4 protein-coding genes are annotated in these 16,161 nt (G+C 69.2%); 2 read left to right on the plus strand and 2 right to left on the minus strand.

Features of this window, described 5'->3' with window-relative positions; genetic code table 11:
• Positions 1–46: 46 nt before the first annotated feature.
• Positions 47–3,043 carry an MMPL/RND family transporter gene (locus NM203_RS08935; protein WP_255059488.1) on the minus strand — a complete coding sequence of 999 codons (2,997 nt, stop codon included), beginning with the start codon at positions 3,041–3,043 and terminating at the stop codon, positions 47–49.
• Positions 3,044–3,059: 16 nt separating this feature from the next.
• Entirely contained in the window at positions 3,060–4,481 is a 1,422-nt protein-coding gene (locus NM203_RS08940; RefSeq protein ID WP_255059489.1) for a condensation domain-containing protein, read from the minus strand.
• Between the two features lie 262 nt (positions 4,482–4,743).
• Here NM203_RS08940 and NM203_RS08945 point away from each other — a divergent pair, with 262 nt between their 5' ends.
• On the plus strand, positions 4,744–15,648 hold the full coding sequence (locus tag NM203_RS08945) for a type I polyketide synthase (protein WP_255059491.1): 10,905 nt from the start codon (positions 4,744–4,746) through the stop codon (positions 15,646–15,648).
• A gap of 18 nt (positions 15,649–15,666) precedes the next feature.
• Positions 15,667–16,161 carry a TspO/MBR family protein gene (locus NM203_RS08950; protein WP_255059492.1) on the plus strand — a complete coding sequence of 165 codons (495 nt, stop codon included), beginning with the start codon at positions 15,667–15,669 and terminating at the stop codon, positions 16,159–16,161.

The following is a 16,161-nucleotide window of genomic DNA, read 5'->3' on the forward strand; positions in this document are numbered from 1 at the left end:
GTCCCTCCCCGTCTTTCGTAGTTTCATCCGCATCGCAGACCCTCGCTCATCCGACGTTCGCTGACTCGACGGGCGCGACTCTGCGGCCGTCGGGACGTGACGGCCACCAGTTCGCGCGACCGACCAGCGTCGCGACGGCGGGCACCGTGATGGTCCGAACCACGAAGGTGTCGAGCAGAATTCCGACGCCGATGACGAAACCGCCCTGCACCACGATGCCGATGCTGGAGAACATCAGGCCGGCCATCGACGCGGCGAAGATCAGGCCCGCGGCGGTGATCACGCCGCCCGTCGTACTCAGCGTCCGGATGATGCCGTAGCGCAGGCTGTTCGGGGATTCGTCACGCATTCGCGAGACGAACAGCATGTTGTAGTCGGCGCCCACCGCGACGAGCACCACGAACGCCAGTGGCGGCACGCTCCAGTGCAGTTCCTGGCCGAGGAGGACCTGGAACACCAGCACGCCGATCCCGATCGCCGCGAAGTAGGAGACCACCACCGACCCGACGAGGTACAGGGGTGCGATGACGGAGCGCAGCAGCAGCATCAGGACCAGCAGCACGACGACCAGCGTCGCGGCGATGATGAACCGGATGTCCTGCTGGTAGTAGTCGCGCGTGTCGCGCAGCGCCGCGGGCAGACCACCCATCGAGATCGTCGCGTCGGACAGCGTGGTGTTCGGCTGGGCGCCCCTGGCGACGTCGTTGATCTCGTTGACCTGGTCCATCGCCTCGGAACTGAACGGGCTCAGCTTCGTCCGCACCAGGTACCGCACAGAGTGCCCGTCCGGCGAGATGAACGCCGCGGACACCTTCTTGAAGTCCGCGAGGCCGAGCACCTCGGGCGGGATGTTGAACCCGGCCATCGACGGGTCGGCGGCTTGACTGCGCATCGTCAACAGGAACGACGACGCCTGGTTGAGCCCGTCGGCCATCACCTTGACCTGCTGGACCAGTTCGTCCACGCCGCCGGCCACCTCACGGCTGCCACCGGCGAGGCGGTTGGCCCCCTGCTGCAACTGAGCGAGGCCGGTCTGCGGGCCGCCGGGCCGGTCGAGTCCCGCGGCTTTGGCCGCCTTGGAGATGCTCGCCATCGCGTTGTTGAGCTTGCTGACCGTCGCGGTGAGCGTCTCCTTGTCGCTGGAGCCCTGGAGTTGGCGCGCGGCCTCGTTGAAGTCCTCGAGCGCCCCGGCGTCGCGCGCCGCCGCGATCTTCTCGAACTGGTTGCGGGTGTCGGTGCAGGAGGGGTCGGCGTTGCAGACGGGATTGCCCTGCAACGCCGTCAGGACGGGCCCGATCCACGCGAACATGTCCCTGACGTTCGCGAAGTTGATGCCCATCGCGTTACCGAGCCGGTTCGCCGCCTGAACCAGCTTGGCGGCGTTCTCGACGTCACGCACCAGCTTGTCGCCGCCCTCCTTGGTCTTCACCGACGAGAACGCGTCGAGAAGGCCCTGGATGCTCGGCGCCATCTGGTTGACCTGAGCGCGCACGGTGCTGAGGTTGTCGGCGAGGGTATCGGCGCCGGCGGCCAGCTTGTTGAGATCTCCGCTGCGCTTGTCGATCTGCGCAGACCCGTCGGCCAGCCGGTCACCGACTATGCCCGCCTGGAACGTCGCCCTGAACTCCTGCGGGACCTCGCCGAGCGGCCGCGTGATGCCGTTGACCATCTCCACGTTCGGCAGTTGGGCGACGCGCGACGCCATCTGTTCGAGGTCGGCGAGCGCCTGCGGTGAGCGCAGATCGCGAGGCGATTGGACCAGAATGTACTCCGGGATCGCCTGACTGATCGGGAAGTGTTTCTCCATCGCGGCGTAGCCGATCGAGCTCGGAGCGGACGCCGAGACGACCTTGCGGTCGTCGTAGTTGAAATGAGCGAGCGTTCCGATCCCGGCGAGAATCGCCAGGACCAGCAGACTGGCGACGAGGTGCGGCACCGGCCTTCGCACGATGCGGATCCCGGACTTCCGCCAGAACGTCGCGGTGAGCTCGCGCCGGGGCTTCACCCAGCCGCGCGGGCCCGCCAGCACGAGGATCGCCGGGAGCAGCGTCATGCCAGCGAGGTAGGCGACGCCGATCCCGATCGCCGACGATGTTCCTACGGTCTTGAAAACGCCCATCTTCGCGAAGCTCAGCAGAAGGAACGTGATGCCGACCGTCGCAGCGGACGCGGTGATGACCTTCCCGATCGAGATGACGGCCGCCACGACCGCCTTCTTCTCGTCGTAGCCGGCTCGTATGTAGTCGTGGTAGCGGCTGATGAGGAATACCGCGTAGTCGGTGCCCGCACCGGCCATGATCGCGCTGAGGAAGACGATCGACTGGTTCGAGACGCCCGCCCCGGTCAGCTGAGAAAATCCCGCGACGAGCCCCTGCGCGATCACCAACGAGGAGCCGATGGTGACGAGTGGCAGCAGCATCGTGACGAGGCTGCGGTAGACGATGAGAAGCACCAGCAGCACGAGCACCGCGATGGCGATCTCGATCGGGAGGCGGTCCTGCTCGCCTGCCACCGTGAGGTCGGCGACCGTGGCCGCCGGACCGGTCACGTGCACCGCGAGCGGACCGTCCGAGGTGTTGTGCGCGACGATGTCGGAGACCCGGTTGAACGCCTCGTACGCCCGCGGCGTGCCCAGCTCGCCCTCGAGGCTGACCGGCAGCACCCACGTCGTCTTGTCCTCGCTCGTCAGGAATTGCCGCAACTGCGGCGTGCTGACGAAATCCTGAACCGACACGACGTCGGTCACGTCGTCGCGAATGGCGTCGACGAGTCCTCGGTACTCGGCCTCGTCGGCCGCTGTCAGGCCGTTCTCGTTGATGAGGGCGACGACGAGGAGGTTGTCGTTACCGGGCTCGCGGAAAGCCTCGGTCATCTTCGCGGCGGTGACGCTCGAGGGCGCGTCGCCGGGCAGGATCGCGAGCGGGTTGCGCTGGGCCATCTCGCCGAGCGAGGGGAAAGTCAACGGCAGGGCGACCGCGAGCGCGACCCAGATCCCGATCACCGCCAGTGGCCATCGGACCACCAGATCGGCCAGCCGTCTCATATCGCGCGTTCCATCACTACGCCACGCGGCCCCAGTGGCCGCTGTCGGCCACGCGCACCGACACGGCGCTCATCGCCTCCATGTATCGGGCGACGGATTTCGCGGCGACCGGATTGTCGGGGTGCATGATCGCCATGACCGTGCCCTCGCCGTACCGGAAGATGTAGATCGTCAGCTGGTAGGAGAACCGGTTGTCGGGATACATCCCGATGTTGTTCGCCAGGCCCATCTCACCCGCGGCGAGGATCGCATTCAGCGGTGCGGCCCCGCCGTGCAGGAAGTTCGACACCGGGAAGTTCGGCTGCGGCCACTTCAGCCACGGCGCGAGTTCCAGCACGCGGTAGTAGGGCACGCGCGCCATGTCGAGGCTCGAGTCGAAGCACGCCTGCGCTGCGGCCGCGGCCTCGGCGAACGACGTCGCCGCCACCGGCACGGTGATCGGGATCAGGCCGGTGAACCAGCCCTGCGTCATGTAGTTGGCGCCCGCGGTGCGGGAATCCCTCGGCGTGAGCCCGTAGTAGGTCACGGCACCGGTGAACTCGTGCTCCACCAGACCGAGGCACGCGAACAGGCCACCGACGAAGCGCGCACCCGCCGCCGCGCAGGCGGATTCGAAGCGCTCGGTCTGCTCGTTGCTCATCAGGACATGCGAAGACCAGGCGCTGGTCATCGCCTCGTTCGGATTGCCCAGCGGCAGGGGGAACTCCGGGAAGCCGTCGCGATTGTTCTCCGCGAAGTCGAGCCAGTTCTGCACGCCCGGCGAATCGATCGTCAGGGTGTCGGTGTACTGCCGCTCCTGGACGCAGAAGTCGTCGAAGCTGCCGGCCTCGGGCAACGTGAGGGCCTGCCCGGTGCCGCTCATCGACGAGTACATGCCGTTGGCTTCCATCATCGTGGTGCCGATCAGCGTCGCGTCCCCGTGGACGTGGTCCATCGCCGCGAAGAAGGTGAAGTGATCGTCGTTCTGCACGATGCCGAACGTGAAGCACCCCCATTCGAGCGGGCTCGGGATGTCGACGACGTGGGCGCGGATCTCGTCGACGCTCAGGTGGCCCTGCTCAACCGGCACGAACTCGATATCCGCCGGGTCGTCGAGCGCGTGCCTGACGAAGCCGCCGTCATCGGTTCGGGAGAACCAGCTCCGAAAGGTGTCGTGCCTGCGCAGGTAGGCGTTGACGGCGTGATCCATGGCGGCGATGTCGCACTGGCCCGCTACCTCGCAGCTCGCGATGATCTGCCGGGAGAAGTTCAGCCCCGCCGCCGCACGCTCGCTGTAGTTGCGCAGATGCTGGCTTTGCATGTAACTGACAGGCACGGAACTTACATTTGCTCGCGCGGCCTTCGCCAGAGCTGCCGGCGTCGGGTGCCAGGAGGTGACCGTACCGGCGGTCAGCGACCACTCCTCAAGTGCGCCAACCGTTATCTTGCCGATGCGCAAAACCTGGTCCTCTCCCGTTCTCCCCGCTGCTGCCGGCACCTCGATCCGGCATCGCGCGTTGCGGGTACAAGATACCTGCGCATCACCTACTGCGGCCCGGCACCGGACCGGAGCCCGACGGCGACGTCCCCCGCAGCCCTGGATGCCGTGCCATAGTTGTGCGTCGACGTTGGCCGCCCCAGCCCAACAATTTTTCGCCCCGCGTGTAATCCTGACCGCTGAGCAAGTCTAACTGACCGCGGAGTAAGGAAGGAAATCCGGCATGGGATCCGGCGAGAATCCGAACGAGTCCGCCCCGCGTTTCGCGATCGTCGGCTACGCCGCGCGCTTTCCGGGCGCCCCGGACGTCGACGAGTTCTGGAACGTGCTGCGCGATGGCCGGGACGCCGTGTCGGAGGTCCCCGCGGACCGCTGGAACAGCGACGAGTTCTTCGATCCCGAACCCGGAGTGCCCGGCAAGGTCGTCACCCGCAGGGCCGGCTTCGTCGCCGACGTGACGGGCTTCGACGCCCCGTTCTTCGGCATGTCGGCGCGCGAGGTCCGGATGATGGATCCGCAGCATCGGATCCTGCTCGAGACGGCGTGGCGCGCGGTGGAGCATTCGGGTACCGCCCCAACGGATCTGGCGAACACCAACACCGGTGTCTTCATCGGGTTGGCGACCCACGACTACCTGGGTATGGCCTCCGACGCGCTGACCTATCCCGAGATCGAGGCGTATCTGGCAATCGGCACGTCGAACGCCGCAGCGGCAGGTCGGATCAGCTATCGGCTGGGCCTGCAGGGTCCGGCGGTCGCCGTCGATACCGCGTGCAGTTCGTCCCTGGTGGCGATCCATCAGGCCTGCCAGGCGCTGCGCCTCGGGGAATGCGACCTGGCGCTCGCCGGCGGCGCCAATGTGCTGCTCACCCCGGCGACCATGATCACGTTCTCGCACGCGCACATGCTGTCGTCCGACGGCAAGTGCAAGACGTTTGACGCGGCCGCCGACGGCTACGTGCGCGGCGAGGGCTGCGGCGTCATCGTCATCAAGCGCCTCGAGGACGCCGTCCGGGACGGTGACCGGATCCGTGCCGTCATCCGCGGTAGCGCCGTCAACCAGGACGGCGCGTCGGGCGGCCTGACGGTGCCGAACGGTGTTGCACAGCAACGGGTTATCGCCGATGCGCTGAAGCGCTCCGATCTCGAACCCCGCGACATCAGCTACCTGGAGGCGCACGGGACCGGGACCTCGCTGGGCGACCCGATCGAGGCACAGGCCGCCGGTGCGGCGTTCGGCGCCGGACGGGACGCCGGCGACCCGCTGCTGATGGGCTCGGTGAAGACGAACATCGGGCATCTCGAAGCCGCCGCCGGCATCGCGGGCGTGCTCAAGGTCGTGCTGTCGCTCGAGCACGAACTGCTGCCGCAGCACCTGCACTTTCAGCACCCGTCGCCGCACATCCCGTGGGACAGCCTTCCCGTGCAGGTCGTCAGCGAGGCCACCCCGTGGCAGCGCGGGGATCGGCCGCGTATCGCGGGCGTCAGCTCGTTCGGCTTCGCGGGCACCAACGCGCACGTCATCCTCGAAGAGGCGCCGGCGGCCGTGCCGACCGACGCCGAGCAGTCGGACGGGTTCACGGTGCTTCCCCTCTCGGCGCGCACTCCCGCGGCGCTGGTCCAGCTCGCCGATCGGTACCGCAACTGGCTGGATGCCCATCCCGAAGCCGCCCTGGCCGACGTGTGCTTCACCGCCGGGGCCGGGCGCGCCCACTTGGAACACCGGGCCGCGCTGGTGGTCAATTCGAGGGACGCCGCGATCGACCTGCTGCGCGCGCTCGCCGAGGACCGCCCGGCACCGGGCCTGGTTCGCGGCGAATCCCACGAGGCCCCGAAGACGGCGTGGCTGTTCACGGGCCAGGGCAGCCAGTACGCGGGCATGGCCGAGGAGCTGTACAGGGCGGAGCCGGTGTTCGCCGCAACGGTGGACCGGTGCGCGGCGGCGGTCGACGGCGCCCTCGACACCCCCCTGCTGGACGTGATCTTCGATCTCGAGAACGAGGACACGCTACGGCAGACGTCGTACGCACAGCCGGCGCTGTTCGCCATCGAGATGGGCCTGGCCCGGCTGTGGCAGTCGTGGGGTCTCGAACCGGACGTGGTGCTGGGCCACAGCGTCGGCCAGTACGCGGCGGCCTGTGTCGCCGACGTGTTCAGCCTCGAGGACGGTGCCCGCCTGATGGCCGAACGCGGCCGCCTGTTCGGCAGCCTGCCCGGAGGCGGCCGGATGGTCGCGGTGTTCACCGACGCCGAGCGCGTTGAGAGCGTCACCGACGATCTGCCCGCCCTGTCGGTCGCGGCGTACAACGGCGCCAACACCGTCCTGTCGGGCCCGGCCGACGACCTGGAGCGCGCGGTGGCCGGCTTGACCGCCGACGGCGTCCGATGTGACTGGCTGGACACCAGCCACGCGTTCCACTCGGCGCTGCTGGACCCGATCCTCGACGAGTTCGAGGCGTATGCGCAGAAGTTCGATTACGCGGTACCGCAACGGATCCTGATCGACAACCGCACCGGAGACCAACTCGGCTGGACCGTGCAACTCGATGGCGCCTACTGGCGCCGGCACGCACGGCAACCGGTGGAGTTCGCCAAGAGCGTCGCGACCCTGGCCCGGCTGAACTGCAAGGTGCTGCTCGAGATCGGACCGCAACCGGTGCTCAGCGCGACGGCGCTGCGGGCCTGGCCCGACGCGGCCACCGCGCCGCGCGCGATCGCGTCCCTGCGTCGCAACACCGCGGGCCAACGGCAGATCACCGAAGCCGTCGCCGACGCATACGTCCTCGGTCACCTGCCAAACTTCGGTGCCGTCCAGCACGCGAACGCGAAGAAGCTCGACCTGCCCACGTACCCGTTCGAACACCGCCACTACTGGTTCTCCGATAACCGCGATGACGCAGCGCAGCCGCAGCAGGAGCACCCGTCCGCACCGCGCACGCACGCCGTACGGCTTCTCGAGGACGGCCGCGTCGAGGAACTGGCTGCACTGCTCGGAAGCGCCGCCGACGACCGGCAGACCGTCGACGTACTGACCAGGCTTGCGGCACAACACAATCGGCAACTGACCACCCAGTCGATCGCCGAGGACCGCTACGAGATCCGCTGGGAGAAGTCCCCGACCCCGCTCACCGCGGCCGGCGAGGACGCCAGCTGGGTGCTCGTCGGCGCCGAGTCTCCCGCGGTGCAGCCGTTGGTCGACGCGATCGCCGCTCGACACCAGCGGCATCGATTCGTCGGCCTTCCCTCGTCCGACGCCGACGAGGAACAACTCGCCGCCACCCTGCGTGCCGCCGCCGCCGATGGGCTGCGCATCGTCCTCGCCGCGGTGGACGCCGACGGCGCCTCCTCGACCCGAGCACTCCTGCGCCTACAGCACCACACCCTCGGCGGCGCGCGTCGACTGTTCCGCGCGGCCGTCGCCGCCGACCTGCGCACCCCGATCTGGATCGTCACCCGTGGCGCACAACGCGTCACGGACACCGACACCGTGGCGCCGGAGCAGACGGCGCTGTGGGGCTTCGGCCGCGCCGCGGCGCTGGAGCATCCTCAGGTCTGGGGTGGGCTCGCGGACCTGTCCGTCGGGTCGACCGACGAATGGGCACGACTCATCGGCCGGATCGCCACGACCTCGGACTCCCCCGTTCGGGAGGACCAGGTCGCAGTGCGGGAGCAGATCGTGTACGTGCCCCGGCTGGTCCGCCGAACGGAGACGACGAGCGGTGCATCGATCGAAATCCGCTCCGATGCAACGTATCTGGTAACCGGCGGACTGGGGGCCGTCGGACTCGAGATCGCAGGCCACCTCGCCGCCCACGGTGCCGGACACCTCGTTCTGACCAGTCGCCGCAGCCCCGACGACACCGTGCGGCAGCGCATCGACACGTTGGCCGCGCAGCACACCTGCGATATCCGCGTCGTCACCGCCGACGTCGCCGACGCACACGACGTGGCACGACTGCTGGCCGGTGTGCGGGCCGAACTCCCGCCACTGGCCGGCGTCGTCCACGCGGCAGGCGAGATCGGCACCACCCCGCTGGCAACGCTGGACGACGCCGAGGTGGATCGGGTCTTCGCCGGAAAAGTCTGGGGTGCATGGCATCTCAGCGAGACCATCGACGATCTGCAGTTGGACTTCTTCATCAGCACGTCCTCGATCGCGTCGGTCTGGGGCGGGTTCGGCCAGACCGCCTACGGCGCGGCCAACGCGTTCCTCGACGGCATGGCCTGGCGTCTGCGCGAGCGCGGCGTCGCAGGCACCAGCGTCAACTTCGGACCGTGGGCCGCGGGCATGGCCGATGCGGAGTCCCGCGCGCGGCTCGAGCAGCGCGGGGTCCAGACGCTGTCGCCCGCCGATGCGCTGGCGGGCCTCACCGACGCCGCCGCGGCGCCCACTGCGCAGGGTGTCGTCGCGCGGATCGACTGGGCCCGCTTCCTGCCGCTCTTCGAACAGGCGGGCAGACGCGCGTTCTTGGCCGAACTGGAGCGCGAGGTGCCGGCCGCCGTGCCCGCCGTGTCGCCGTCGGGACGCACCCAGCTGGTCGAACGGCTGGTGAACGCCCCTGTGCAGCAGCGTAAACGACTGCTCACCGACTACCTGCTCACCGCGGTCGCCGAGGTGACGCGCGTCGACGTCGCCGACATCCGCGAGGACGCGGGCTTCTTCGACCTCGGCATGGACTCGCTGATGGCCGTCGAGATGCGGCGGCGCATCGAGCAGGGCGTCGGCAGGGAGATCCCCATCACGCTGGTCATGGATCACCCCCGGCTGTCCGACGTCGCCGACTACCTGCTCGGCGACGTGCTCGAACTGAAAGACGCTCCGGCGGCGACACGGACCGCCTCGGTGGCCACGACGAGCGCCGACGAGCCGATCGCCATCGTCTCGGTGTCGTGCCGGTTCCCCGGTGCGCCCGACCCGGAGGCCTTCTGGGAGGTGTTGGCCGGCGGCGTCGATGCGATCCGCGAGGTGCCCGAGGACCGCTTCGACATCGACGAGTTCTACGACCCCGACCCGGACGCCGCCGGCAAGACCTACACGCGGTTCGGCGGATTCCTGGACGGGATCGACGGATTCGATCCCGAGTTCTTCGGCATCTCGCCGCGCGAGGCGATGTGGATCGAGCCGCAGCAGCGGCTGATGCTCGAAACCGTGTGGGAGGGCCTCGAACGCGCGGGCTACGCGCCGGCCGGCCTACGCGGCAGCCGAACCGGCGTCTTCGCCGGCGTTGCGGCCAACGAGTACGCCCATCTGCTATCCGCCGAATCGCTCGACAAGATCGAGCCGTACTTCATCACCGGCAACGCGCTCAACGCGATCTCCGGCCGCGTCGCCTTCGCGCTGGGACTGGAGGGTCCCGCCATGGCGGTCGATACCGCCTGCAGCTCCGCGCTGGTGGCCGTACACCAGGCGTGCCAGGCCCTGCGGTCCGGTGACTGCGACCTGGCGGTGGCGGGCGGGGTCAACGTCCTGCTGAGCCCGGTCACCGTGATCGCCGCCTCGCGGGCGCGGATGCTCTCCCCCGTCGGACGCTGCAAGACCTTCGACGCGTCCGCCGACGGCTACGTGCGCAGCGAGGGCTGCGGCATTCTGGTGCTCAAGCGACTCAGCGACGCGGAGCGTGACGGCGACCGGATCCACGCGGTCATCTCGGCCAGCGCGGTCAATCAGGACGGCGCGTCCAGCGGTCTGACCGTCCCCAACGGCGGTGCGCAGCAGCGCCTCATCGGAACGGTCCTGGCGCGCGCCGGGCTGACCGGTGGTGACGTCGACTACCTCGAGGCGCACGGCACGGGCACCCCGCTGGGCGATCCGATCGAGGTGCAAGCCGCAGCGGCGGCGTACGGCGACGCGCGCGAGGCGAACCGGCCGTTGCTGATGGGATCGGTGAAAACCAACATCGGCCACACCGAATCCGCCTCCGGCGCAGCGGGTCTGATCAAGGTGGTGCTCTCGCTCCAGCACGGCGTGCTGCCGAAGAGCCTGCACTTCGACACCCCGTCACCGCACATCCCGTGGGACTCACTGCCGGTGCGGGTCGTGTCCGAGGCGACTCCGTGGCAGGCCGACGGCAGGCCGCGGCGCGCAGGCGTGAGCTCCTTCGGCTTCACCGGGACCAACGCGCACGTGCTGATCGAAGAGGCACCCGCGCCGGCGATCCCGGCCGACGCGGAGACCCCTGGCGACACCGTGAACGTGCTCCCGCTGTCCGCCCGAACCCCTGAAGCGCTGACCGCGCTGGCGCAGCGCTACGAGGCGTGGCTGACCGCCAACCCGGACTCCGACCTCGCCGACGTCTGCGCCACCGCGGGGACCGGCCGGTCGCACTTCGAGCACCGTGCCGCACTGGTCGTCGACTCGATCGACGGCGCGCGTTCGGGCCTCGCCGACCTGGCGGAGAACCGGCTGCGGCCCGGCGTGATCCGGGGCGAGCACGTGAACCATCCGACGACGGCGTGGCTGTTCACCGGGCAGGGCAGTCAGTACCCCGGCATGGCACGCGAGTTGTTCGCCGCCGAACCGGTTTTCGCGGAGACCGTGACACGCTGCGCGGAGGCGGTCAGCGACATCGTCACCCGTCCGCTTCTCGAGGTGATGTTCGCCACCGACCGCGAAACCGGCGGCAAGGCCGGCGAGGTGCTGCGGCACACGTCGTTCGCGCAGCCCGCGCTGTTCGCGGTCGAGATGGGTCTGGCCCGGCTCTGGCAGTCGTGGGGTGTCGAGCCCGACGTGGTGCTGGGCCACAGCGTGGGCCAGTACGCGGCGGCGTGCGTAGCGGGGGTGTTCAGCATCGAGGACGGCGCCCGGCTCATCGCCGAGCGGGGCCGGCTGTTCGGCAGCCTCCCCGACGGCGGACGCATGGTGGCGGTGTTCGCCGACCCCAAGCAGGTCGAGGAGATCGCCGCCGAGTTCCCGCGGGTGTCGGTCGGCGCTTACAACGGACCCAACACCGTGCTGTCGGGTCCCGGTGCGGACCTCGAACAGGTCGTCTCCCGGTTCGAGGAGGAGGCCATTCGCTGCACCTGGCTGGAGACCAGCCACGCCTTCCACTCGGAACTGCTGGAACCCGTCCTCGACGAATTCGAGGCCTACGCCGCGCAGGTCGAGTTCGCCGCTCCGACACTGCCGCTCGTCTGCAACCGCACCGGCGCGGTACTCACGGCGCAGACCCCGATGGACGCACGGTACTGGCGGCGGCACTCGCGCCAGCCGGTGCAGTTCGCCGAAAGCGTGCGCACCGCGGCCGCGCTCGGCTGCTCGGTTCTGGTCGAGATCGGCCCGCAGCCCGTGCTCACCGGGGCGGCGGTGCAGGTGTGGCCCGAGCACCTCGCCGCGCCGCGGGCGATCGTCTCGCTGCGCAAGGGCGTCGGCGACCGGCGTCAGATCGCCGATGCGCTGGCTGCGGCCTACGTCGGCGGACATCGGCCCGATTTCGCTGCGCTGGCACATCGACCGCGCCGGGTTCTCGACCTGCCCACCTATCCGTTCCAGCGGCGCCGCTTCTGGCCCAAGTCCTCGGGGATGGCCGTCGAGGGTGGTGTCGGTCCCGCCGTCTCCGGAATCCTGGGCAGTGCCAAGGAACTCGCGTCCGGCGACACGGTCTATACCAGCAGGATCTCGGTGAAGTCGCAGCCGTGGCTCGCCGACCACGTCATCTACGGCACCGTCGTCGTTCCCGGCGCGACGTACGCGGCGATGGCCCTTGCTGCGGTGGGTACCCCGGCGCACGCCGAGGACGTGTTCTTCTACGAGCCGATCATCCTGCCGGAGAAGGCTTCCCGTGAGGTGCAGCTGACCCTGCATCCGCTGGAGCAGGACGGCCAGTGGACGTTCCGGGTGCACAGCCGCAGCTACGGTGAGCGCGGTGCCGAGTGGGCTCTGAACGCCGAGGGCACGGTGATCGGCGGCGTCTCCGAACCCCCGGCGGCTGAGAGCGAGCCCGTCGACGAAGCCGTCGAGCGGCTCGAGCGGATGCGCCCCCAGGAGTTGTTCGAGACGTTCGCCGACCTCGAACTCGCCTGGGGACCGACGTGGTCGGGTTCGCTGAAGTCACTGTGGCTCGGCGACGGCGAGGCGATCGGCGACGTCCTCGTCGGCGAGGAACTGGCCGAACAGCTCGGCACCGAACCCATGCACCCGGTGCTGATGGACCTCTGCACCGGCGTCGCCTTCCCGGCGTTCCCCGCGCTGCTCGCGGCCGAGCAGGGCGTGAGCGATCTGTTCCTGCCGCTGAGGTACGGGCGGGTGACACTGCGGGACAAGATGCCGCGTCGGTTCTACTGCCGCGCGCGGTGGCACGAGAACGCCCTGGACAACGAGACTCAGGTGTTCGATCTCGACTACCTCGATCGAGATGGCAACCAGCTCGGCGGGATTCGCGATTTCACGGTCAAGCGGGCCCCCCGCGAAGCCCTGTTGCGCGGCCTCGGCGGCGACGCCACCCGGCTGCTCTACACCCTCGGCTGGCATGAGGTACCGGTGTCGGGCGAGACCGGCTCGGGCGTGAGCGGCAACTGGCTGATCGCCGGCTTCGACGACCTGGCCGCCGAGGTCCCCGGCTGCGTTCCGCTGAAGCGGACCGTCGATCCGGAACTCCTCGGGCAGGTGCTGACCCACGCCCATGACTCCGGTGCGGGCTTCTCCGGCGTCGTCTGGCGCAGCGCGGGACCGACCGGCAACGAGTCGGGTTCGGACGTCGAGGAGCGGATCGAGACCGAGATCGCCAACCTGCTCAGCGCCGTCCACGCGGTGCAGAGCGGTGCGGTCAAGCTGCCCGGCGGGCTGTGGATCGTCACCGAGCGGGCCGTGGCCACCGAATCGGGTGAGCCGGTCGACCCGGTGCAGGCCGCTCTGTGGGGATTCGGGCGCACCACGATCAACGAGGAACCGGCGCTGCGCGCCAGACTCGTCGACGTCGACGGGTCGCCGGAGGCCGTGCAGGCTGTCGCCAACCTGCTGGCGACTCCCGTTGAGGAGCCGGAACTGGCTGTGCGGCAGGGGAAGCTGTTGGCGTCCCGGCTGCTGCCCTGGGCGCGCAGTGGCCACCTCACGGTGCCGCGCGGGGGCGATTACGTGCTGGCGCCCACCGAACGCGGCGCGATCGACAACCTGCGGCTGACCGAAACCGAGGTCCCGCCGCCGGACGAGGGCTACGTGCAGGTGCGAGTGGAGGCCGCGGGCCTCAACTTCCGCGACGTGCTGAACGTGCTCGGCCTCTATCCCGGCGACCCCGGACCGATCGGCGGAGATTTCGCGGGTGTCGTCACGCAGTCGGGTGAGGGTGTGACCGGACTCGAGGTCGGCCAGCGCGTCTACGGCTCCATGCAGGGTGCGTTCGCCAGCCGGTTCAACGTGCCCGCCCAGTTCCTGGCGCCGATCCCGGACGGGGTGAGCGCGGTTCAGGCCGCGACGATCCCCGCCGCCGCGCTCACGGTGCGGTTGTCGTTCGACTGGGCGCAACTCAAGCCGGGCGACAAGGTGCTGATCCACGCCGCCAGCGGCGGCGTCGGACTGGCGGCCGTCCAGATGGCCCAGCAGTTCGGCGCCGAGGTGTTCGCCACGGCCAGCACCTTCAAGCGTGCAACGCTGCGCAAGCTGGGTGTAAAGCACGTCTACGACTCGCGCACAACGGATTTCGCCGATCAGATCCTGGCGGACACCGACGGCGCGGGGGTGGACGTCGTGCTGAACTCCCTGACCGGCGAGGGGTTCATCGAGGCGACGCTGAAAGCCACCGCACAACACGGCCGCTTCGCCGAGATCGCCAAGCGCGACATCTGGACGCACGCGCAGATGGCCGACGCCCGGCCCGATGTCGCGTACGAGATCGTCGCGTTGGACACGGTGATGTTCACCGAACCCGATCGCATTCGCGACCTGCTCACCGAGGTGTCGGAGGGGTTGGCCAACGGCGAGTGGCGCCCCCTGCCCGCCGAGATCTACCCGCTGACCGAGGCGAGGGCCGCGTTCCGCCGCATGCAGCAGGCGCGGCACATCGGGAAGATCGTGGTGCAGATCCCGAATCCGCTTCAGCCCAAGGCCGATCGGAGCTACCTGATCACCGGTGGGCTCGGCGCGATCGGCCTGCACACCGCGGCGTACCTCGCCCAGCTCGGCGCCGGTGACGTCGTTCTGACGAGTCGGCGGCCCGCCGATGCCGACGCGCAGTCGGCGATCGACGAGATCACCGAGCGCTACAAGACGCGCGTGCACGTCTTCACAGCGGACGTCGGCGAGGAATCCGACGTCGCGGCCCTGCTGGTCCGGATCCGCGCCGAGTTGCCGCCACTGGCGGGCGTGGTACATCTGGCCGGTGTGCTCGATGATGCGCTGCTGGGTCAGCAGAGTGTGGATCGATTCCGGACGACCCTGGCGCCCAAGGCTTTCGGCGCAGGTCATCTGGACATGCTGACCAGAGACGACGACCTGGACTTCTTCATCGTGTCGTCGTCGGTGTCGAGCCTGTTCGGCTCGCCGGGCCAGGCCAACTACGCGACCGCCAACGCACTGCTCGACGGCCTCGTCGCGCAGCGGCGTGCGCAGGGTCTACCGGCGACCGGCGTCAACTTCGGGCCCTGGGCTCGGGGCGGCATGGCGTCATCTGAGGCGGCGACCGCCAACATCAGTGCGCAGGGCCTGATTCCGCTGGACCCGTCGGCGGCGTTGAGCGCTCTCGCCGAGGTCGTCGCCAACGGCACCGGTCAGGCCACTGTCATCAAGGCGAACTGGCAGCGTGCGGCGAAGGTGCTCGGCACCTCGCGTCCGCCGATCCTCGACCTGGTGCTGCCGAGCGCGGTCGGCGAGTTGGCCGGTGACAGCGAGATGCTCAAGCAGCTGATGGAGATTCCGGTGTCGCAGCGCGCCGGGTTCGTCACCGAGTTCCTGCAGCGCGAGGTGCAGAACTTCCTGCGGCTGGCATCACCGCCTGCCGCGACGAGTCGGTTCCTGGACCTCGGCACGGACTCCCTGATGGCGATCGAACTGCGCAACCGCCTGCACAGCCAGTTCGGCGGCAAGTTCACCATCAACGCCACCGCGGTGTTCGACTACCCGACCATCGGCGGGCTGGCCGAGTACCTGGTGGGTCAGCTGCCCGACGCGGAAGTACCGAAGGAGGAGGCGTCCGTCTGAGCCGGTAGCCTGCGGTGCATGGTCGTTGATTCTCCGCGTGCTCGCCCGACGTCGCTGCTGGTGCTGGCGGGTTCCGTCGTTCTGGTGGCAATCGTCGCCGGGCTCGGCGGGCTGGCGTCGAGTACCACGGCTGAGGACTACGGTCGGCTCCAACAGCCCGGATTCGCGCCGCCCGCATGGGTTTTCGGGCCGACGTGGACGGTGCTGTACCTGCTGATGGCCGTCGCCGCGTGGCTGGTCTGGCGGTCCGGACCCTGGTCCGACACCCGCAGGCCGCTCACCCTATACGCCGTTCAACTGGTGCTGAACGCCGCGTGGACGCCGTTGTTCTTCGGCCTGGGCTGGCGCGGCATCGCGTTCTTCGAACTGGCCACCCTGCTGGTCGTACTGATCGCCACGGTGATCACGTTCTGGCGGCGCAGCGTCGTCGCGGGAGCGCTCCTACTGCCCTACGTGGCGTGGTCGGCCTTCGCCCTGTGCTTGAACTTCGCGGTGTGGCGGCTGAACGCCTGA

It is taken from the genome of Mycolicibacterium arenosum, from assembly GCF_024320865.1.
Taxonomy (GTDB): domain Bacteria; phylum Actinomycetota; class Actinomycetes; order Mycobacteriales; family Mycobacteriaceae; genus Mycobacterium; species Mycobacterium arenosum.

Bases quoted from the DNA above. Each gene is read 5' to 3' on its own strand.
- NM203_RS08935 (WP_255059488.1), bottom strand. From the start codon at position 3,043: ATGAGACGGCTGGCCGATCTGGTGGTCCGATGGCCACTGGCGGTGATC.
- NM203_RS08945 (WP_255059491.1), top strand. From the start codon at position 4,744: ATGGGATCCGGCGAGAATCCGAACGAGTCCGCCCCGCGTTTCGCGATC.
- NM203_RS08950 (WP_255059492.1), top strand. From the start codon at position 15,667: ATGGTCGTTGATTCTCCGCGTGCTCGCCCGACGTCGCTGCTGGTGCTG.